Source organism: Geodermatophilus sp. SYSU D01106 (assembly GCF_054049995.1).
In genome coordinates, this window is record NZ_JBJGYM010000020.1 from 18700 (window position 1) to 37973 (window position 19274).

Genomic DNA, 19274 nt, shown 5'->3' on the forward strand with positions numbered 1-19274 from the left:
CCCCGGGAGCGATCACCCGGGGACATGGCCCACAATCGGTGAGATGGGCCGGAGCAGTCCCGGCCCCGGGGTGGTCGAGGGGCCAGTGGACCGAGGCACGGGGACGTCGCCGGCGAGGGCCGGAGCGGGATCGGGCGCGCCCGCGTCGGACCCCGCCGCGTCCGCCGGTCCGGGCCTCCGGCACAGCGCCGCGCTCGTACGCGGCCCGGCCGAGGTGGTCGACGTCGCCGCCGCGTTCCTGGACGAGGGCCTGCGCGCCGGTGACCTGCCGGTGCTCGCCGCCCCGCCCGAGGCGGCCGACGCCGTCCGCCGGGCACTCGGGGTCCGGGCCGACGCCGTGGAGGTGGACGGGCGGGTCTGCCTGCTGGGAGCCCGCGCCCCGGATGCCGTGGGCGTGCTGCGGACCACGCTCGACCGTGCGGTGTCGAGCGGCTCGGGCCGGCTGCGCGTCCTGGCCGTGACGACGTTCGGCCCCGACCCGCGGCACTGGCGTGAGATCCGGCGCTACGAGGCGGCCTCCAACGCACTGGTCGCGGCGCTGCCGGTCACGGCCCTGTGCGTCTACGACCGGTCCGACGTCCCGGACGACGCGCTGGACACCGCCCGGGCCACCCACCCCGAGCTGCTGATGGGCGGCCTGCGGGTCAGCAACTCGGAGTACGTGCAGCCCGACCCGTGCCTGCGCGAGCTGGCCGCCGCCCGGGAGCCGCTCGAGACCGGGACGCCCGTCGTCGCCGTCGACGACGTCCCCACGCTGCCCCGCCTGCGCGGGGCTCTCCGCGACGTGCTGGCGGCGGTCGTGCCCGACCCCGACCAGCGCGCCGACCTGCACCTCGCCGCGAGCGAGGTGGCCGCCAACGCCTTCCGGCACGGCCGGCAGCCCGTCTCGGCGCGGGTGTGGGCCGACGAGCACAGCGTCGTCTGCACCGTCACCGACTCCGGGCGCGGCCACGACGACCCCTTCGCCGGCTTCGTGCCCGCGCACGGCGACGACCTCGCGGCCGGCGGGATGGGCCTGTGGCTCGCCCGCAAGCTGTGGGACTCCGTGGACCTGCTCCCGGGCCCGGCGGGCGGGCTGACGGTGCGGCTCGCCACCACGCTGCACGCCCCGTCGTCCGGCCGCGGGGCGGCTTGACGCTGCCGTTGTCTCACTGCTGAGGTACCGGGGTGGAGGATGCCGTCGACCTCATCCTCGAGCAGTGGGCCCGGGAGCGGCCCGACCTCGACTGCTCGCCGATGGGCGTCATCGGCCGGATCACCCAGCTGCAGCGCGAAGTGCACCTCGCCCAGCGCGCGACCTTCGCCCGGCACGGCCTCGACGCGCCGTCCTTCGACGTCCTCGCCGCCCTGCGCCGGGCGGGGGAGCCCTACCAGCTCACCCCGACCGCGCTGATGCGCACGGCTCTGGTGACCTCCGGGGCGATCACCCAGCGGCTGGACCGGCTGGAGGAGAAGGGGCTGATCACCCGCACCCGCAGCGAGGCCGACGGGCGGGCCGTCGTCGTCACCCTGACCCGGGCCGGCCGGGAGGCGCTGGACGCCGCGCTGCCCGACCACCTGGAGACCGAGCGCGGCATGCTGGCCGGGCTGTCGGACGCCGAGCTCGCGCAGCTGTCCGGGCTGCTGCGCCGGTTCCTGGTGTCGCTCGGGCGGCTGCCCCAGCGCCCGTGACCGGCGTCAGTCCGCGGGGGGCACGTCCTCGGGGCGCAGGTCGCGGCGGACCCGGACGAAGCGCAACGGGTGGCGGAACACCCCGGCGGTCAGGGCGGCGTCGGCGCTGACCTCCACGACGGCGGTCGGCTCGACCCGCGTCAGCGCCACCGACAGCCGCCCGCCGCCGAAGCGGCCGGTGCCGATCCGCTCCGGCCAGGGGTGGTCCTCCCCGGCGGGGGTGAGCACGGCGGCCAGCTCGGCCGACTGGGCGGGCGTGAGCGGGCCCGTGCGGCCGACGACGACGAGCTCGCCGTCGCGGTACCGGCCCGCGACCAGCTGGCCCGGCTCGTCGAGGGTGCCGATGACGCCGCCGGCGACCACCTCGGTGGTGTCCCACGTCTTGACCTTGAGCCACTCCCGCCGGCCGCCGGCGTAGCGGGTGGCCGCGCCCTTGGCGACCACGCCCTCGACGCCGAGCGGGCGCAGGTCGGCGGCCCACTGCCGCGCCTCGGCCGGGTCGGCGGTGACGGGGGAGAGCTGCAGCGGCGGCGCCCACCGGCCGGCGAGCTCCTCCAGCGCGGCGCGGCGGCTGCGCAGCGGGCGGCGGCGCTCGTCGGCCCCGCCCGCGGCGAGCAGGTCGAAGGCGACGTAGGAGGCCGGGTGTGCGGCGGCCAGGGCGGCCATCCGCGACGGCGGGGTGACCAGGCGCCGCTGGAGCAGGCCGAAGTCCAGCCGCTCGCCGTTCCAGACGACCACCTCGCCGTCGAGGACCGTGCCGGCCGGCACCTGCGCGAGGGCGGCCGCGGCGACGTCGGGGAAGCGGTCGGTCAGGTCGCGGCCCTGCTTGGACCACAGCCGGGTGCCGGTGGCGCCGCGGACGACGACCAGCCGGTAGCCGTCCCACTTGGGCTCGTACCGGCAGCCGCCGGGCAGCGCGTCGCCGGTCGGCAGGTCGCGCACCGGCTTGGCCAGCTGCACCGCGACCGGCCCGGCGAGGTCGGGCGGCAGGCCGGGGAGGCCCGGGGCGGAGAGCGGCACCCGGCCAGCGTCGGGGGTGCCGGGGCGGTGCGCAGGCCCCTGAGCTGCCGGGTCACCCCATCAGGGCATGTCCGCGACGCTGCGCGACGGCGGCGGAGGCTGGCACGAGCGGCCCGCCGGTGTCCAGGCACGATCGGGTCACGGGCTGCGGGCGGGATCACGCTGCGTACGGGATGCGGTCCCCGCCGCCGACGGTTGAGCACTCAACGAAGCGTCCCGTCGTCGTCCGGAGGTCCCGGTGTCCCGTCCCGTCCTGCAGGTGGTCGCCGCCAGCACCCGTCCCGGCCGCCGCGGCATCGCCGTCGCCCGCTGGGTGCAGCGCCTCGCGGAGGCCCACGGCGCCTTCGACGTCGAGCTCGTCGACCTCGCCGAGGTGGGCCTGCCCGTGTTCGACGAGCCGAACCACCCGCGGCTGCGCCAGTACGTGCACGACCACACCAAGCGGTGGAGCGCGACGGTCGACCGCGCCGACGCGTTCGTCCTCGTCACCCCGGAGTACAACCACTCCTTCCCGGCGTCGCTCAAGAACGCGCTGGACTACCTGTCGGCCGAGTGGGCGGACAAGGCCGCGGGCCTGGTCACCTACGGCGGCGTCTCGGCCGGGCTGCGCGCCTCCTCGGCGCTCAAGCCGGTGCTCGGCGCGCTGCGGGTGCACACCGTCCCCGAGGCGGTGTCGGTGCCGTTCTTCGCGCAGTTCCTCGACGAGGACGACGAGTTCGTGCCCAACGCCGAGCTCGAGGCCGGCGGCAAGGCGATGCTCGACGAGCTCGCCCGCGTGACCACGCCCCTGCGCACCCTCCGCGCCGCCTGATCCGGCCTCCCAGGGGCCCTTTGTCGGGCTAATGGCCCCTCAGGAGGAGCAGGGCCCAGGCGGCCAGGGACGGGCCGTCGGTGAACCGGCCGTCGGCGACCATGGCGCGCAGTTCGGTCTCCGTGACGAACGCGCTCACCATGTCGGCCTCGGTCGCCTCGCGCGCCGTCGGGCCGCGGGTGAGGTCGCCGGCCAGCCAGACGTCGAACTCCTGCGTCGACAGGCCCGGCGCGAGGTCGAGCCGGCCGAGGTGCTCGAGCCGGCCGGCGCGCAGCCCGGTCTCCTCCGCCAGCTCGGCGCGGGCCAGCTCCTCCGGCGTCCCGCCCTGCCCGGCCGTCAGCGCCTCGACGGACCAGGTGCCCTGCGGGAACTCCCAGGCGCGGCGCGCGATCGGGTGCCGGAACTGCTCGACCAGCCAGAACCCGCCGCGCTCGGCCGCCATGACGATCGCGAAGTGCGGCTTCTCGACGACGGAGTAGACGCCGGTCGAGCCGTCGGCCCGCTCGACGGTGTCCTCCCGCAGCCGGATCCAGGGGTTGCGGTAGACCTCCCGGCTGCCCGTGGTGCGCATGCAGGGGAGCCTGGCAGAGGCGGACGATGGGGGCGTGACCGACCGCAAGCCGCCCGGGGTGTCCTTCGAGACCTGGGTCGAGCGGCAGATCGGCCAGGCGCAGGAGCGCGGTGACTTCACCGGTCTGCGCGGGACCGGCCGGCCGCTGCCGGCCTTCGACCCCGACGAGACGGTGTTCGACTGGGCGGTCGCCAAGGCCCGCCGGGAGGGCATCGCGCCGGCGGAGATGCTGCCGCCCGGGCTCGCGCTGCGACGCGAGCGCGACGACCTGCCCGCCCGGGTGGCCGGGCTGCCGTCGGAGGACGCCGTCCGGGCCGTCGCCGAGGACTACAACGCCCGCGTCGAGGCCTTCTGGCGCCGGCCGCAGGAGAGCCGCTGGTCGCCGGTGCCGGGCCTGGCCGACGTCGAGGCGCTGGTCGAGGGCTGGCGCCGGGACCGCCCGCCGCCCCCGCCGCCGGCCGCCGCGCTCCCGGACACACCACCGCGCCGCCGCTGGTGGCAGCGGCGGCGCGGCTGAGGTCGCGGGACGGGTCCCGCGGGGCGGGGTCAGGACGGCACGCGGTCGAGGAAGCCGAGCACGGTGGCGATGCGGCCGTCCCCGTCGGTGACGGCGACGTCGAACCCGGTGACCGGGGCCTCCGCGCCGTCGGGACCGAGGTGCCACGTGAAACGCACCTGGTCGTGGTGGGCGTCGGCGTCCCCGGCGGGCCGGAAGACGAAGCCGGGGAACTGCGCCTGGACGGCGCCGATGAGGCCGGAGAGCTGCTCGCGGCCGGAGACGTCGGCGAGCGGGTCGGTGTAGCGGACGTCCTCGGTGAACAGGGCGTCCACGAGCGCCCGGCGGGCGGCGGGGTCGGTCTCGTTCCAGGCGGCGAGGTAGCGGTCGGCGAGGGCGGGGGTGGCGGTCACGGGGGTTCTCCTTCGGTTCAGCGGGTGCGGAGGGTGGCGAGCTGCAGGGCGGCGAACCCCGCGACGACGGCGGCCTGGAGCAGCGCCCAGACGGTGCCGGCGGCCGTGAGGTCGAAGCGGCCGGCGACGACGGCGGCGACGCTGCCCGCCGTCCACAGCAGGTTGCCGCCGACGACGACCTCGACGGCGCCGGCGCGGACCGGCCGTCCGGCGGCGACCAGCGCGACGCCCGCGGCGAAGACCAGCAGGAAGCCGCCCAGGCCGCGCAGCGCCCCGGCGGGGACGCCGAGCAGGTCGGCCAGGAGCGGGGCGGCGGCGAGGTAGGCCAGGCCGTTGGCGCCGGAGACGGCGGCGTCGAGGCGCAGCGCGGTGCGCAGCGGGTCGGCGCCCAGGAGGGACGGGGTGCGGGGGCGGGAGGTGGTCGTTGTCATGGCCGGGACGGTGGCCCCGGCGGGGAAGCGCGTCGATTACCTGCGAGGTAGGCGACGCCGGCCGCCGTCGTCACTAGCGTCCGCGCCGTGACCACCGCCGTCCGCCCACCCGTCGGGGAGCTGCTGCGCGGCTGGCGGCAGCGCCGCCGGCTGTCCCAGCTCGACCTGGCCTCCGACGCCGAGGTCTCCGCGCGGCACCTGAGCTTCCTGGAGACCGGCCGCGCGCGGCCGAGCCGGGAGATGCTGCTGCGGCTGGCCGAGCGGCTGGAGGTGCCGCTGCGCGAGCGCAACGAGCTGCTGCTGTCGGCCGGCTTCGCGCCCGCCTACGGCCGCCGGGGGCTCGGCGACCCCGACATGGCGGCGGTCACCCGTGCGCTGGACCTGGTGCTCACCGCGCACGAGCCGTTCCCCGCGCTGGTGGTGGACCGCTCGTGGGAGCTGGTGATGGCCAACCGCGGCGTCGACCTGTTCCTCGAGGGTCTGCCCGCGCACCTGCTGGAGCCGCCGGTCAACGTGCTGCGGCTCAGCCTGTCGCCGGAGGGGCTCGCGCCGCGGGTGCTCAACCTGCCGCAGTGGCGGGCGCACGTGCTGTACCGGCTGGCCCGCGAGGCCGACCTCACCGGCGACCCCGCGCTGGCCGCCCTGCACCGCGAGCTCACCGCGCTGCCCGGCGGCACCGACCGCTCGACGCCGGACGGGATCGCGGTGCCGCTGCGCCTGCGCGCCGGCGACGACGTCCTGTGCTTCCTCAGCACGGTGACCACCTTCGGCACCGCCGTCGACCTCACCGCCGCGGAGCTGTCGGTGGAGGCGTTCCTGCCCGCCGACGCCGCCACCGCCCGCTGGCTGGCGGCCCGTTCCGCCGGGGGCGAACCGGGGCCTGCCGCCCGGGCCGCGGGGTAGGGGAGGGGTGGCCGACCCCACCCGACCGCCGCGCGACCCCACGACAGGGAGGACCCGATGACCGAGGTACCCGGCACCGACCGCGACCAGGCCAGGGAGAACGTGCTCGAGGAGACGCCGCTGCGTCCCGACGGCGTCGAGGAGGACACCTCCGCGCAGGGCGACGAGGGCGTCACCGGCGACGACGCCAAGCCCGACCCCGGCACCACCGACCCCGTGACCTGAGTCCCGCCGGTTGTCCCCGCCGGCTCGTGCTCTGCCCCGCGCCACGGGGCAGAGCACGAGCCGTCAGAGGACGTCGAACTCGTTGGAGGTCGCGCCGCCGGACAGCAGGGCGTAGCCGGGGCCGCGGTCGAAGAACGGCTCCTCGCCGGTGCGGCTCGCCCGCATCGAGGCGCGCAGCTCCTCGGTGGCCGCCTCGTCGGCGGTCCCGTCCTCGCGGACGACGACGCCGTAGTCGTCACGGGCGCCCGCGACCGACACCTTGCGCCAGGCGATGTCGCGCAGGACCTCGTCGACCGGCCGGTCCAGCGGGTCGCCCCAGCCGCCACCGCCCGTCGTCCGGATGCGGACCACCGTGCCCGCCTTCAGCGGCTCGGCGTCGGCGAGGGCGTCGACGTCGTGCTCGTCCGGGCCGCCCGGGTCGACGGTGATCTGGAACGGCCGGCCGGCCTTGCCGCCCTTCACGCCCCAGCAGGCGAGGATCGAGCGGTCGGCGATCGACATGAAGTGCGCGTCGCGCAGCACACGGATGTGCTTCTCGTAGCCGCAGCCGCCGCGGTGGCGCCCGGCGCCGCCGGAGTCCACCGCCAGGCCCAGCCGCTCGATGCGCAGCGGGAAGCGACCCTCGGTGAACTCGGTGGGCAGGTTCCGGGAGTCGGGGACGACGTGGATGGTGTCCTCGCCGTCGGCGTAGTACCGCCCGCCCGAGCCGCCGCCCAGGACCTCGCGCATGAGGTAGGGCTCGCCGTCGACGTCGGTGCCGTAGACGCCGGTGTAGCGGATCGTCTCCTGGTCGGCGGGCATCCGGCCACCGGTCGCCTTCGCGAGCACACCGGCCAGGACGCCGAGCAGCCGCAGGATCACGAAGGTCCGGGCGTTGGTGGGTGCCGGGAAGACCGGGGTGAGCAGCGTGCCCTTCTCCGGGAACCGCATCTCGATCAGCGGGACGACGCCCTCGTTCACGTCCAGCTGGGCCATCCGCTCCGGCGTCTCGGCCAGGTTGCGCAGGATCGGCGCCAGCCACTTCTTGAGGAAGTTGCCGTCGGCGTAGTCACCGCAGTGGTTGATCGGGCCCTTGGCCTGGGGGCCGGTGCCGGTGAAGTCGATGACCAGCGGGGTCTCCTGGGTGGAGTCCATGGTCAGCGTGATCCGCTGGCGGTGCAGCTGCGGCTCCTCGACGCCGTCGTGCTCGGCGTAGTCCTCCCAGACGTAGGTGCCGTCGGGGATCTGGCTGAGGATCTCGCGGCGGTAGACCTCGGTCGAGCTGGCCAGGATCGCGTCGAAGCAGGCCTCGACCGCGGCCACGCCGTACCTGTCGAACAGCTCGCCGAGCCGGCGGGCGCCGGCCAGGCAGGCGGAGCACTCCGCGTCGAGGTCGGCGGCCAGCGAGTCGGGCATCCGCGAGTTGCGGGTCATGATCTTCAGCGCGCTCTCGTTGGGCACGCCGCGGTCCCACAGCTTGATCGGGGGGACCATCAGGCCCTCCTCGTACACGCTGGTCGCCGCCGACGGCATCGAGCCGGGCACCGCGCCGCCGATGTCGTCGTGGTGGCCGAACGCCTGGATGAACGCGACGACGCGCTGCTCACCGGACTCGGCGTCGTGCGCGAACACCGGCACCGTGACGCACAGGTCGGGCAGGTGCCCGATCCCGCCCTCGGACTGGTAGACGTCGTTGTGGAAGAAGACGTCACCGACGTTCATCGTCTCGATCGGGTAGTCGCGCACCACGGGGTGCACGAGCGCCGAGTACGAGCGTCCGGTGAGCTTGCGCAGGTTGCGGTCGTGGATGCCGGCGCGGAAGTCGTGCGCGTCGCGGATCATCGGCGACCGCGACGTGCGCCCGATGGAGGTCTCGACCTCCTTCTCGATCGCGGCGAGCGTGCCCGCCACGATCTCGACGAGGACCGGGTCGGCGTCGACCTTCGTCGCGTTCAGCGGCCCGGTGGGGAACGTGGCGGTCACTCTGCCTCCTCGCTGGCGCTCGTCGGCTTCGTGACGAGTGGTGCTCTGCTCGATGGGTTCGCTCGCGAGCTCGCTCACCTGCCCGACTCCTTCGTCAGCAGCAGGTTGCCGTAGGTGTCCACGGTGACGGCGAAGCCGGGGTGCACCGGGACGGTGGAGCCGAACTCCTCGACGATCGCCGGGCCGGAGACGACGTCGCCGGGGGCGAGGTCGGGCCGGTTGTAGGTCGGTGTGTCCACCCAGTCGTCGAAGAAGACGCGGCGGGAACCGGTGCGGGCCCGCTCGATGCCGCCGTCCTCCACAGGGAGCGCCACGATGTCGGGACGGCGGATCGGCCCGATGCCGCTGACCCGCAGGTTCACCCACTCCACGGCCTGCCGGGGGTCGTCGGCGAAGTCGTAGCCGTAGAGCTGCCGGTGCGCGGCGTGGAACGCCTGCGCGACGTCCTCGGCCGCGGCGCGGTCGAGCTCCCCGTCGGCGACCGGCACCCGCACCTCGAAGGCCTGGCCCACGTAGCGCAGGTCGGCGGTGCGCTGCATCCGCTGCTCGTCGGGGCCGAAGCCCTCGCCGTCCAGGGCGGTCCGCGCCTGCGCCTCCAGGTCGGCGAACACCGACTGCACCCGGCCGAGGTCGAGGTCGAGGTGCTTGGAGACGACGGTCTGGACGTAGTCGTTGCGGACGTCCACGGTGAGCAGCCCGAACGCGCTGACGTTGCCGGGGTTCGGCGGCACCAGCGTGCGCGGCAGCCCGAGGACGTCCATGAGCCGGCAGGCCAGCAGCGAGCCCGAGCCGCCGAACGTGGTGAGCGTGAAGTCGCGGACGTCGAGGCCGCGGGCCACCGTGACCTGGCGCAGCGCGTTGGCCTGGTTCCAGGCCGAGATCTCCAGGATGCCGAGCGCCGTGCGCTCCAGCGACAGCCCCAGCTTCCCGCCGAGCGCCTCCAGGCCGGCCTGCGCGGCGTCGGCCGACAGCGGGATCTCGCCGCCGAGCAGGTGCGGGGGGATCCGGCCGAGGACGACGTGCGCGTCGGTGACGGTCGGCTGGTCGCCGCCGGACGGGTAGCACATGGGGCCGGGGTCGGCGCCGGCCGACTTCGGGCCCACCTTGAGCGTGCCCTCGGGGGAGAGCCAGGCGATCGAGCCGCCGCCGGCCCCCACGGTGACGACGTCGATCATCGGGATCTTGCTCGGGTAGTCGCCCACCGAGCCCTCGGTGGTGAGCGCCGGCTCGCCGTCGACCACCACGGTGACGTCGGTGGAGGTGCCGCCGCCGTCGCAGGTGAGCACCCGGTCGAAGCCCGCCGTCCCGGCGATGAGCGCGGCGCCCAGCGCCCCGGCCGCGGGGCCGGACAGCATCGTGGTGATCGGCTGGTGCACCACCTCGGCCGCCGACAGCACGCCGCCGTTGCTCTTCATCACGTAGAACGGCACGCCGGGCGCGATCTCGTCCAGGCGGGTGCGGATGTTGGTGACGTAGGTGCCCACCCGCGGCTTGACCGCGGCGTCGACCAGCGTGGTCACCGACCGCTCGTACTCGCGGTACTCGCGCAGCACCTGCGAGCTGATGCTGACGACGGCGCCCGGGTGCTCCTCGCGCAGCACCTCGAGCATGGCCCGCTCGTGCGCGTCGTCGGCGTAGGCGTGCAGGAAGCAGACGCCGATCGTGGTGATGCCGGCGTCGCGGAAGAACCGGGCGGCGGCGACGGCGTCGTCGCGGTCGAAGGGGCGCACCTCGGCGCCGGTGTGGTCCAGCCGCCCGCGCACGGTGCGCACCAGGTCGGCCGGGACGATCCGCGGCGGCTTGACCCAGAAGTAGCTGTTGCCGTAGCCGTCGGGCACCGACTGGCGGGCGATCTCCAGCACCGACTCGTAGCCCTCGGTGGTGACGAACCCGATCCGGTCGAGCCTGCCCTCGAGCAGCTGGTTGGTGGCCACCGTGGTGCCGTGGCTGACCGCGGTCACCGCGGAGCCGTCGAGCCCCATCAGGCCGAGAACCTTCCGCACGCCCTCGAGGAAGCCCTCGGCGGGGTCGGCCGGGGTGGACGGGGTCTTCGTGGTCGTGGTCTGACCGGTCTGCTCGTCGACGGCGACCACGTCGGTGAACGTGCCCCCGGTGTCGATGCCGATCCGGACCCGGCGCGCCGCTGCCATGCCCGGATACCTTAGTGCTGAGACATCTCGACCGGAAGGGACTCCGCGCGCGTCGCCCATGATCCGGTACGGCGGTGCGCCGTATCGACGTGCGACGGTGGGCGTGTTCTCATCGCGCGGGGGCGGACGACGGGGAGGTGCCGGGATGACCATCGGGCACGACGACGACCGCGGCGTCCTCGCCGAGCGCGGCTGAGTGGACGCCCGGCTCGCGCACGGGTTCGTCGAGGGCACCGACGCGCTCGTCTGCGTGGTGGACGGTGCGGGGCGGATCCTGCTGGCCAACCCGGCGCTGCAGCGGTTCACCGGACGCCCGCCCGAGCGGCTGCTCGGTGAGCTGTTCGTCGACGTCTTCGTGGCGCCGGAGCACCGGGAGCTCGCGCTCGACGCCGTGGCGCGCGCCGTCGACACCGGCCGGGCATACCCCCAGGAGGGCGACTGGCTGACCGCCGACGGGACGCGGCGGCTCATCGCGATGCGCAACAACGTGCTGAGCGGTCCCGACGGGCGCCCGTTCGGGGTGGCCACCGTGGGCCTCGACGTCACCGAGCAGCGGCGCCGCGAGGAGGCGCTGGCCCAGCGGGCGCGCACCGACCGGCTCACCGGCATCCCGAACCGGCACACGTTCTTCGAGGAGCTCGGCCGGCGGCTCGCGCAGCAGGACGGGGTGCCCTGCGGCGTCCTGTTCTGCGACCTCGACGGGTTCAAGGTGGTCAACGACGTGCACGGGCACGCGGTGGGCGACGCCGTGCTCGCCGAGGTGGCCGCCCGGCTGCAGGCCGCGGCCGGGGGCGACGACGTCGGCGCCCGGTTCGGCGGGGACGAGTTCGTGGTGCTGTGCCCCGGCTGCGAGGAGGACGACGTCGCCGAGCTGGCCGCGCGGGTGCGCGAGCGGGTGACCGCGCCGGTGCCCACGGTGGCGGGCGCGCTGCGGGTGGGGGTGAGCGTCGGCGGTGCGGTCGGCCGGGCGGGCGACGCGCCCGACGAGGTGGTCGCGCGCGCCGACCGGGCGATGTACGGCGCCAAGACCCGCCAGCGCCGCCGCTCCGAGCGCTGACTCAGCGGCGGGGGCGCCCGATCCCCGTGGCGTAGAGGACCGCGAGCACCGCGCCCGACGGGGCGAGCCAGATGAACCACGGGTAGACCGGGCCGCCGTTGCCCAGCGAGACCAGCAGCCAGACGACGACGTTCACCGCCACCACGCTCGCCCACACCGTGGTGAGCACCCGCATCGTGGTGCCGCCCGGGGTGGTGGAGAAGACGCGGTGCCGCGGGGCCGGGGGCGGCGGGGGCGGCGGCTCGGGCAGGTCGAGGGTCACCCGCTGCAGCTCGCCGCGGGTGCGGGCGGCCCACACCGCCTGCAGGCGCTCGTCGAACTCGTGCAGGTCGAGCTGGCCCGCCCCGACCGCGCGGCGCAGCCGCTCTTGCACGGCGGCCCGCTCGACATCGGACACCCGCAGCTGCTCGGCGCGCACCGGCTCACCCATGTGCCGATCGTGGCACCGCGGTCCACCCCCGCGGGTCCACCGATCGGTGGTCCCGCCTCCCGCCCGGAGTCAGGGGCCAATAGCGCTACGAGGGCCCCCGCCCGGGCCGGCGGCGGGGTCAGTCGGTGAGGGCGCGGAGCAGGCGGGCGAGCTGGGCGCGGTCGTCCGGCGACAGGCGGGCCAGCAGCTCGCGGCTGTCCGCCGCCCGGGCGGCGTCGACCTCCGCCCGCACCCTCAGCCCCTCCTCGGTGGCCCGCAGGACGACGGCGCGCCGGTCGGCCGGGTCGGGGGTGCGCTCCACCAGGCCGCGGGCCTGCAGCGCGTCGGCGACCTCGGTGGCCGAGCGGGGGGCGATGCGCAGCGCCTCGGCGAGGTCGGACAGCCGGGTGCCGTCGCGGCCGGCCACCACCCGCAGCGCCCGTGCGTGGTGCGGCGTGAGGTCCCACGGGGCGAGCGCGTCGAGCCAGCGCCGCCGCTGGGTGCGGGCGGCGCGCATGAGCAGGTCGACCACGGCCGCGTCGTCGTCCCGGGAATGCGCCGCCATACCCTGAGGTTACCGGACCGTGAGGTAGCCTCAACAACCGGAGGTGGTCGCCATCGACGAGGGACCCATGGGCCGCGGCAGCGGCTCCGGCGGGCGGTCGGGCCGCGCCGTCGACCCCGCGGACCGCGCGCAGCTGGAGCGCGCGCCGGTCCCGCTGCGCCGCGTGACGGCGCTGTTCCGCCCGTACCGCTGGCAGGTCGCGACCGTCGTCGTGCTGATCGTCAGCTCCTCGGCCGTCGCGCTCGCGACGCCGTTCCTGGTGCGCCTGGTCATCGACGAGGCCATCCCGCGGCAGGACGTCAACCTGCTCGTCCTGGCCGTCGCCGGGATGGTCGCCGTCACCGCGCTCACCGCCGTCCTGGGCGTCCTGCAGACGTGGCTGTCCACGACCGTGGGGCAGCGGGTCATGCACGGCCTGCGCACCGCCGTCTTCACCCACCTGCAGCGCCAGTCGCTGGGCTTCTTCACCCGCACCCGCGGGGGAGAGGTGCAGTCGCGGCTGACCAACGACATCGGCGGCATGCAGTCGGTGGTCACCTCGACGGCGACGTCGCTGGCGGCCAACGCCACCACCGTCGTCGGCACCGTGGTCGCCATGGTCGCGCTGTCGTGGCGGCTGTCCCTGCTCTCGCTGGTCGTGCTGCCGCCGGCGATCGCGCTGACCCGCAAGGTCGCGCGGATGCGGCGGGCGGTCACCGCGCAGCGGCAGCGGCACCTCGCCGACCTGCACGGCCAGGTCGAGGAGGGGCTCAGCGTCAGCGGCGTGCTCCTCGGCAAGACGCTGGGCGCCGGCCCCGCCGCCTCCCGGCGGTTCGCCGCGACGTCGGAGGACCTCGTCGGCCTCGAGGTGCGCTCCCAGCTGGCCGGCCGCTGGCGGATGGCCACGATGAGCATCGTCTTCGCCGGCATCCCGGCGCTGATCTACCTGTTCGCCGGCCTGCCGGCGACCTCCGGCGGGATGACGATCGGCACGCTGGTCGCCTTCACCACGCTGCAGGGCGCGCTGTTCCGCCCGCTCATGGGCCTGCTCGACGTCGGCGTCACCGTGACCAGCTCGATGGCCCTGTTCAGCCGGGTGTTCGAGTACCTCGACCTGCCGGTGGAGATCGACGACCCGGCCACCCCGGTCGGGCTCGACCCCGCCGCCGTCCGCGGCGAGGTGCGGTGGGAGGGCGTCGGGTTCACCTACCCCGACGGCGCCCGGCCCGCGCTCTCCGGCGTCGACGTGACCGTCCCCGCCGGCACGACGCTCGCGCTGGTCGGCGAGACCGGCTCGGGGAAGTCGACGATGGCCTCGCTGGTCGCCCGGCTCGCCGACCCCACCACCGGCCGGGTGAGCATCGACGGCGTCGACCTGCGCCACCTGCGGCTGGCCACGCTCGCGCAGGTGGTCGGCGTCGTCTCGCAGGAGACCTACCTGCTGCACACCACCGTGCGGGAGAACCTGCGGCACGCCCGCCCCGGCGCCACCGACGCCGAGATCGAGGCGGCGGCCCGACGGGCGCAGGTGCACGACGTGATCGCCGCGCTCCCCGACGGCTACGACACCGTCGTCGGTGCCCGCGGGCACCGGTTCTCCGGCGGGGAGAAGCAGCGCCTGGCCATCGCCCGCTTGCTGCTGCGCGACCCGCGGGTGCTGGTCCTCGACGAGGCCACCAGCGCGCTCGACACCGCCACCGAGCGCGCGGTGCAGGCGGCGCTGGACGAGGCCCGCCGCGGCCGGACGACGATCACCATCGCCCACCGGCTGTCCACGGTGCGGCACGCCGACCGGATCGTCGTGCTCGACGCCGGCCGGGTGGTCGAGTCCGGCACGCACGCCGAGCTCGTGGCCCGCGGCGGCCGCTACGCGGAACTGGTCGCCGCCGGCGACGACGCGCAGGACCTGCTCGCCGCCTGACCCGGCGCCCGCGCGGAGGCCGGGGACGGTCCGCCCGTCCCCGGCCGGGCCGGTTCCCCCGCCGGGGTCAGTCGCGCCGGCCGTGCGCGGCGACCGACAACGGCTCCCAGCGCCGCCACTCGGCGAGCCGGGACTCGTAGTCGCGGGTGGCGATGGCCAGCGGGCCGTCGCCGAGGAACACGCGCAGCGGGGGCTCGTCGGCGTCGACGAGCTGCAGGACGGCGTCGCGGGTGGCGACCGGGTCGCCGGGGTTCCCGGCGCGCGCCCTCCGCTGCTCCGCGGCCTTCTCGCGGAAGGCGTCGTAGGCCGGGTCCGGCGTCGCGTGCCTCGCGGACGAGCCGCCCCAGTCGGTGCCGTAGGCGCCGGGCTCGATGATCGTCACCCGGATCCCGAAGTAGGCGACCTCGGCGGCCAGCGACTGGCTGAACGCCTCGAGCGCCCACTTGGACGCGTTGTAGATCCCGATGTTCGGGAAGGCGCTGATCCCGCCGATCGAGGACACCTGCAGCACGTGGCCCGAGCCCTGCGCCCGCATGACCGGCAGCGCGGCCTGGGTGACCCACAGGGCGCCGAACACGTTGGTCTCGAACTGGGCGCGGGCCTCGGCCTCGGAGACCTCCTCGACCATGCCGAACTGGCCGTAGCCGGCGTTGTTGACGACGACGTCGAGGCGGCCGAACCGCTCGGCGGCCTGCCGGACGGCGGCGACGTCGGCCTCGCGGTCGGTGACGTCGAGCCGCAGCGGCAGGACGGCGTCGCCGAAGCGCTGCACCAGGTCGTCGAGGGTGGCGGTGTCGCGGGCGGTGGCGGCCACGGTGTCGCCGCGCTCGAGGGCGGCGATCGCCCACTCGCGGCCGAACCCGCGGGACGCGCCGGTGATGAACCAGGTCTTGGGCATGCCGGCGGCAGCGCGGCCGCCGGGCGGGATGTTCCCGGCCGGGGGCTCAGCGCCGGGAGCGCCGGACGCTCTTCACCCCGTACATGGCCATGTCGGCGCGGTTCATGACGCTGTCGGGGTCGTCGCCGGGGCCGCCGGTCGCCGTCCCGGTGCTCACGCCGATCCGCACCACCTCGCCGGCGACGTCGAGCGGCTCGCGCACGGCCGCCTCGATGCGCCGGGCCCGCCCGGCCGCGGCGTCGGCGTCCAGGCCGCGGGAGACGACGACGAACTCGTCGCCGCCGAGCCGGGCGACCACGTCGTCCGGGCCGGCCAGGTCCCGCAGCCGCCCGGCGACGGCGACGAGCAGCCGGTCACCGGCGGCGTGGCCGAAGCGGTCGTTGACGCCCTTGAAGCCGTCGAGGTCGCAGAACACCAGGCTGCACCCGTCGCCGGTCTCGACGTGCAGCCGCGCGGCGAGGACGGCGAACAGGGCGCTGCGGTTGGCCAGGCCGGTGAGCGGGTCGGTGACCGCCTGCCGGCGCACCTGGGCCTCCCGCTCGCGGTGGGCGGTGACGTCGATGCCGACGAAGGCGATCGCGTAGGGGGTCCCGTCCTCGCGGGTCAGCACGCTGGTCTGCAGCTCGATGCGCCGCCGGTCGCCGTCGCCGGTGAGCCAGTCGACCTCGCCGGGGATGGATGGGCGGCCGGAGACCACCATCGCCATCGCGGCCCGGGCGAGCTCCACCTCCTCGGGGATGGTGACCACCTCCCAGAACGGCAGGCCGACGAGCTCCTCGCGTCTGCGTCCGGCGAAGCGCTGCAGCGCGGGGTTGGCCAGCAGGACGCGGCCGCCGTCGTCGCAGACGAGGACCAGGGCGGCGGTGGCCTCCAGCGTGGCGCGGGCCAGGCCGTCGAGGGCGGTGGAGGTCACGGAGACCGTCGCCGTCCGCGGGGTGCCGCCGGACGGGGACGGCCGTCGGGATGCGTGCACGGTCGGTCTCCTCGGGAGAGCTGCTGTCCCCCTCTCCATCGGCCCCGGGACGCCGTTCCTCGAGCGCGCATCCCCCGTCGGGGGTGCCCGCGCCCTACGGTGGCGGCGTGCTCGACGGCCCGGTGGGCTTCCGCCCGCTGACCCGCGCCGACCTGCCGCTGCTGGGTCGCTGGCTGGAGGAGCCGCTGGTCGCCCGCTGGTGGGCGCACGAGACGACACCGGAGGCGCTGGAGGCCGACTTCGGGCCGTGCATCGACGGCACCGACCGCGCCGAGGTGCTGCTCGCGCTGGCCGACGGCCGGCCGTTCGGGCTGGTGCAGCGGTACCGGATCGCCGACTTCCCGGAGTACGTCGACGAGCTCATGCCGGTGGTGGCGGTGCCGCCGCGCGCGCTGTCGATCGACTACCTCATCGGCGAGCCCGGCGTCCGCGGCGGGGGTGCGGGCGCGGCGATGCTGCGGGCGTTCGTGGCGGAGAGCTGGGCGGCGCACCCGGAGGCCGACGCCGTCCTCGTGCCGGTGGCCGCGGGCAACGTCGCGTCGTGGCGGGCTCTGGAGCGGGCCGGGTTCACCCGCGTCGCGGAGGGCCCGCTGACCCCGGACAACCCGGTCGACCCGCCCGACCACGTCGTCTACCTGCTGCGCCGGCCGCCTGGGCTGCGGGGTGCCTGAGCTGCGGGGTGTCTGAGCTGCGGGGCGCCTGAGCTGCGGGGTGCCTGAGCCGGCTGGTGCGCGCGTCGGGGTCCTCAGGCGGGCTGGCGCTCCGCGGGCCGGGGTGCGGGGACGGCGGGGGCCACCGGGGACAGCGCCTCCGGCGGGCCGGGGCGGCCGAAGTACCAGCCCTGGCCGAGGTCGACGCCGAGGTCGCGCAGCCGCGCGGCCTCCTCCGCCGTCTCGATGCCCTCGGCGACCACCTTCACGCCGCACCCGTGGCCGAAGCTGACCAGCGACTCGACGAGCTTGGACAGCACCGGGTCGGTGTGCAGGCCGCTGACGATGCTGCGGTCCATCTTGATGACGTCGGGGTTCGTGACCACGATGTGCCGCAGCGAGGAGAAGCCGGCGCCGACGTCGTCGATGGCCAGCCGCATCCCCGCCGCGCGGAACGGCACCAGCGCGGTGGTCAGCGCGTCGTAGTCCTCGACCGGGTCGTGCTCGGAGAGCTCGAGCAGGACGCGGTCCAGCGGCAGGCCGGCCAGCAGCGCCGCGAACCCCGGCGTCAGCAGGGTCTGCGGGGACACGTTCATCGCCACGTAGCCGCCCACCCGGTCCAGGTGCGCGGCCGCGCCGCGGAGGGCGAGCAGCTCGACCTCGTGCCCGCGGCCGACGCTGTGCGCCTCCTCGAAGACGACGTCGGGGCCCTTGCCCCACTCGCGCGGGAAGCGGCTGAGCGCCTCGGCGCCCACCCGGACGCCGGTGGCCAGGTCGACGATCGGCTGCAGGACGACACTCGGGCCGCCGGCGGCGACCAGCGGGTCGAGCCGGGCGTCGATGTCGTCGCGGCGCTGCTGCTCGCGGATCTCCGGCTCGATGATCACCGAGGCGGCGGAGGCGAGGACCTTCATGAGCGCCTCGTCGCGGCCGGTCAGCTCCTTGTCGGAGGTGAAGCCGAACGCGCAGAAGGTGCCGTAGAGCGAGCCGTCGGACAGCGTCACCGGCGTCGAGACGTAGCTGCGGATGCGGGGGATGCGCGCCGACGGCAGCGACATCGCCAGCGGGTAGCGCTTCACGTCGTCGATGACGGCGGGCAGCTTCCCGTCGAGGATCGCCTGGCAGAACGAGGTGTCCTGGGCGACCTTCGCCTTCTCCTGCACGAGCACCGGCACCCGGGTGTCGACCACCTCGAGGTGCTGCGTGGTGCCGTCGAGCCGGCTGAGGAACGCCACGCTCATGTGCAGCGACTTCCTCGCCGTGTGCAGCAGGTCGGCGATCTGCTGCTCGGCGTCCGTGCGCTGTCGGGCCATCGGTGCTCCTCGTCCGTGAGGGTGACGTCCCCCCATCGGCACCGGTTGCGCGCAACTGGAGCGCACGCCCCGGGACTCGCCCGGACCTCACCCGGACCGATGAGTCGCGGCCCCGGCCGCCGTCTGTCCCTCCGACAGCCCCGCTCCCCAGGAGGACCCGATGCGCGCGCTCACCGTCACCACGTTCCTGACCCTCGACGGCGTCGCCCAGGCGCCGGGCGGCCCGGAGGAGGACACCTCCGGCGGCTTCCCGTACGGCGGGTGGCTGGTGCCCTTCTTCGACGAGCGCCTCGGTGCGCAGATGGACGCCTGGTTCGCGCCCGCCGAGGACTTCCTGCTCGGCCGCGGGACGTACGAGATCTTCGCCCAGCACTGGCCGCACGTGGACCCCACCGGCGACGCGGTCGCCACGGCGCTGCAGACCAAGACCAAGCACGTGGCCTCGCGGACGCTGACCTCGCTGGAGTGGTCCACCGCCCGGCTGCTCGACGGCGACGTGCCCGCCGCCGTCCGCGCGCTCAAGGCCGCCGACGGCGGGGAGCTGCAGGTGCACGGCTCGATCGGGCTGGCGCAGACCCTGCTGGCCGAGGACCTCGTCGACGAGCTGCGCACCGTCGTGTTCCCCGTGGTCCTCGGGCGGGGCAAGCGGCTGTTCGAGGGCGGCGCGGCACCGCGGACGTGGCGGACGGTCTCCTCCGAGGTCACGACCACCGGGGCGGTCATGTCCGCGCACCGGCGGGACGGCGAGGTGGCCACGGGCGCCTTCGGGCTCGAGTACGAGGACGCCACGTCGGTTTGATCCTCGTACTGACTGGTGTACGGTCCTGACGCCTCGGTTGGACGGTCCAACCGACGC

21 protein-coding genes are annotated in these 19274 nt (G+C 75.5%); 10 read left to right on the forward strand and 11 right to left on the reverse strand.

What is annotated here, in order from left to right; genetic code table 11:
• Positions 1–43 precede the first annotated feature (43 nt).
• Positions 44–1135 (forward strand): anti-sigma factor RsbA family regulatory protein, encoded by a 1092-nt coding sequence (locus tag ACI78R_RS18345; RefSeq protein WP_457041787.1) that lies wholly within the window; start codon positions 44–46, stop codon positions 1133–1135.
• 32 nt (positions 1136–1167) lie between these two features.
• The gene (locus ACI78R_RS18350) at positions 1168–1671 is read left to right on the forward strand and encodes a MarR family winged helix-turn-helix transcriptional regulator (protein ID WP_457041788.1); all 504 of its coding nucleotides are present in this window, start codon (positions 1168–1170) and stop codon (positions 1669–1671) included.
• A 6-nt stretch (positions 1672–1677) separates the two neighbouring features.
• Here the strand turns inward: ACI78R_RS18350 and ACI78R_RS18355 are convergent, their stop codons facing one another.
• Positions 1678–2691, reverse strand: coding sequence for an ATP-dependent DNA ligase (locus tag ACI78R_RS18355; RefSeq protein WP_457041789.1), 1014 nt, complete (start codon positions 2689–2691; stop codon positions 1678–1680).
• A gap of 238 nt (positions 2692–2929) precedes the next feature.
• Between ACI78R_RS18355 and ACI78R_RS18360 the strand changes: the two genes are divergently transcribed.
• Complete coding sequence (locus tag ACI78R_RS18360; protein WP_457041790.1) at positions 2930–3502, forward strand: NADPH-dependent FMN reductase; 573 nt, start codon at positions 2930–2932, stop codon at positions 3500–3502.
• Between the two features lie 28 nt (positions 3503–3530).
• On the opposite strand, the gene ACI78R_RS18365 is transcribed toward ACI78R_RS18360, so the two are convergent.
• Positions 3531–4073 (reverse strand): NUDIX domain-containing protein, encoded by a 543-nt coding sequence (locus ACI78R_RS18365; protein ID WP_457041791.1) that lies wholly within the window; start codon positions 4071–4073, stop codon positions 3531–3533.
• Between the two features lie 34 nt (positions 4074–4107).
• On the opposite strand from ACI78R_RS18365, the gene ACI78R_RS18370 reads away from it, so the two are divergent.
• On the forward strand, positions 4108–4590 hold the full coding sequence (locus ACI78R_RS18370) for a DnaJ family domain-containing protein (RefSeq protein ID WP_457041792.1): 483 nt from the start codon (positions 4108–4110) through the stop codon (positions 4588–4590).
• Positions 4591–4619: 29 nt separating this feature from the next.
• Here the strand turns inward: ACI78R_RS18370 and ACI78R_RS18375 are convergent, their stop codons facing one another.
• On the reverse strand, positions 4620–4982 hold the full coding sequence (locus ACI78R_RS18375) for a nuclear transport factor 2 family protein (RefSeq protein ID WP_073422176.1): 363 nt from the start codon (positions 4980–4982) through the stop codon (positions 4620–4622).
• A gap of 17 nt (positions 4983–4999) precedes the next feature.
• Positions 5000–5413 (reverse strand): hypothetical protein, encoded by a 414-nt coding sequence (locus ACI78R_RS18380; RefSeq protein WP_457041793.1) that lies wholly within the window; start codon positions 5411–5413, stop codon positions 5000–5002.
• An 87-nt stretch (positions 5414–5500) separates the two neighbouring features.
• On the opposite strand from ACI78R_RS18380, the gene ACI78R_RS18385 reads away from it, so the two are divergent.
• Positions 5501–6316, forward strand: a complete 816-nt coding sequence (locus tag ACI78R_RS18385) for a helix-turn-helix domain-containing protein (protein ID WP_457041794.1) — start codon at positions 5501–5503, stop codon at positions 6314–6316.
• 57 nt (positions 6317–6373) lie between these two features.
• Positions 6374–6541 carry a hypothetical protein gene (locus ACI78R_RS18390; protein ID WP_175562943.1) on the forward strand — a complete coding sequence of 56 codons (168 nt, stop codon included), beginning with the start codon at positions 6374–6376 and terminating at the stop codon, positions 6539–6541.
• Positions 6542–6604: 63 nt separating this feature from the next.
• Here the strand turns inward: ACI78R_RS18390 and ACI78R_RS18395 are convergent, their stop codons facing one another.
• Both ACI78R_RS18395 and ACI78R_RS18400 read right to left on the reverse strand, forming a co-directional pair.
• Complete coding sequence (locus ACI78R_RS18395) at positions 6605–8503, reverse strand: hydantoinase B/oxoprolinase family protein (protein ID WP_457041795.1); 1899 nt, start codon at positions 8501–8503, stop codon at positions 6605–6607.
• Positions 8504–8577: 74 nt separating this feature from the next.
• Complete coding sequence (locus tag ACI78R_RS18400; RefSeq protein ID WP_457041796.1) at positions 8578–10653, reverse strand: hydantoinase/oxoprolinase family protein; 2076 nt, start codon at positions 10651–10653, stop codon at positions 8578–8580.
• Positions 10654–10849: 196 nt separating this feature from the next.
• Here ACI78R_RS18400 and ACI78R_RS18405 point away from each other — a divergent pair, with 196 nt between their 5' ends.
• Positions 10850–11710 carry a GGDEF domain-containing protein gene (locus tag ACI78R_RS18405; protein ID WP_457041797.1) on the forward strand — a complete coding sequence of 287 codons (861 nt, stop codon included), beginning with the start codon at positions 10850–10852 and terminating at the stop codon, positions 11708–11710.
• Between the two features lies 1 nt (position 11711).
• Here ACI78R_RS18405 and ACI78R_RS18410 read toward each other — a convergent pair whose 3' ends face one another.
• The gene (locus ACI78R_RS18410) at positions 11712–12140 is read right to left on the reverse strand and encodes a DUF1707 SHOCT-like domain-containing protein (protein WP_457041798.1); all 429 of its coding nucleotides are present in this window, start codon (positions 12138–12140) and stop codon (positions 11712–11714) included.
• 118 nt (positions 12141–12258) lie between these two features.
• Positions 12259–12684, reverse strand: coding sequence for a MarR family winged helix-turn-helix transcriptional regulator (locus ACI78R_RS18415; protein ID WP_457041799.1), 426 nt, complete (start codon positions 12682–12684; stop codon positions 12259–12261).
• A gap of 43 nt (positions 12685–12727) precedes the next feature.
• Between ACI78R_RS18415 and ACI78R_RS18420 the strand changes: the two genes are divergently transcribed.
• Positions 12728–14584, forward strand: a complete 1857-nt coding sequence (locus ACI78R_RS18420; protein WP_457041800.1) for an ABC transporter ATP-binding protein — start codon at positions 12728–12730, stop codon at positions 14582–14584.
• A 67-nt stretch (positions 14585–14651) separates the two neighbouring features.
• Here the strand turns inward: ACI78R_RS18420 and ACI78R_RS18425 are convergent, their stop codons facing one another.
• On the reverse strand, positions 14652–15482 hold the full coding sequence (locus ACI78R_RS18425; protein ID WP_457041801.1) for an SDR family oxidoreductase: 831 nt from the start codon (positions 15480–15482) through the stop codon (positions 14652–14654).
• A 46-nt stretch (positions 15483–15528) separates the two neighbouring features.
• A complete protein-coding gene (locus ACI78R_RS18430) occupies positions 15529–16395 on the reverse strand; it encodes a diguanylate cyclase domain-containing protein (protein WP_457041802.1) in 867 nt (288 codons plus the stop codon).
• A gap of 167 nt (positions 16396–16562) precedes the next feature.
• On the opposite strand from ACI78R_RS18430, the gene ACI78R_RS18435 reads away from it, so the two are divergent.
• A complete protein-coding gene (locus ACI78R_RS18435) occupies positions 16563–17126 on the forward strand; it encodes a GNAT family N-acetyltransferase (RefSeq protein ID WP_457041803.1) in 564 nt (187 codons plus the stop codon).
• A 74-nt stretch (positions 17127–17200) separates the two neighbouring features.
• Here ACI78R_RS18435 and ACI78R_RS18440 read toward each other — a convergent pair whose 3' ends face one another.
• On the reverse strand, positions 17201–18418 hold the full coding sequence (locus ACI78R_RS18440) for an EAL domain-containing protein (RefSeq protein WP_457041804.1): 1218 nt from the start codon (positions 18416–18418) through the stop codon (positions 17201–17203).
• Between the two features lie 160 nt (positions 18419–18578).
• Here ACI78R_RS18440 and ACI78R_RS18445 point away from each other — a divergent pair, with 160 nt between their 5' ends.
• Positions 18579–19217 carry a dihydrofolate reductase family protein gene (locus ACI78R_RS18445; protein ID WP_457041805.1) on the forward strand — a complete coding sequence of 213 codons (639 nt, stop codon included), beginning with the start codon at positions 18579–18581 and terminating at the stop codon, positions 19215–19217.
• Positions 19218–19274 lie beyond the last annotated feature (57 nt).

Coding starts and splice junctions, on each gene's coding strand:
- ACI78R_RS18345 (WP_457041787.1), top strand. CDS start 44: ATGGGCCGGAGCAGTCCCGGCCCCGGGGTGGTCGAGGGGCCAGTGGAC.
- ACI78R_RS18365 (WP_457041791.1), bottom strand. CDS start 4,073: ATGCGCACCACGGGCAGCCGGGAGGTCTACCGCAACCCCTGGATCCGG.
- ACI78R_RS18380 (WP_457041793.1), bottom strand. CDS start 5,413: ATGACAACGACCACCTCCCGCCCCCGCACCCCGTCCCTCCTGGGCGCC.
- ACI78R_RS18390 (WP_175562943.1), top strand. CDS start 6,374: ATGACCGAGGTACCCGGCACCGACCGCGACCAGGCCAGGGAGAACGTG.
- ACI78R_RS18400 (WP_457041796.1), bottom strand. CDS start 10,653: ATGGCAGCGGCGCGCCGGGTCCGGATCGGCATCGACACCGGGGGCACG.
- ACI78R_RS18410 (WP_457041798.1), bottom strand. CDS start 12,140: ATGGGTGAGCCGGTGCGCGCCGAGCAGCTGCGGGTGTCCGATGTCGAG.
- ACI78R_RS18415 (WP_457041799.1), bottom strand. CDS start 12,684: ATGGCGGCGCATTCCCGGGACGACGACGCGGCCGTGGTCGACCTGCTC.
- ACI78R_RS18425 (WP_457041801.1), bottom strand. CDS start 15,482: ATGCCCAAGACCTGGTTCATCACCGGCGCGTCCCGCGGGTTCGGCCGC.
- ACI78R_RS18440 (WP_457041804.1), bottom strand. CDS start 18,418: ATGGCCCGACAGCGCACGGACGCCGAGCAGCAGATCGCCGACCTGCTG.
- ACI78R_RS18445 (WP_457041805.1), top strand. CDS start 18,579: ATGCGCGCGCTCACCGTCACCACGTTCCTGACCCTCGACGGCGTCGCC.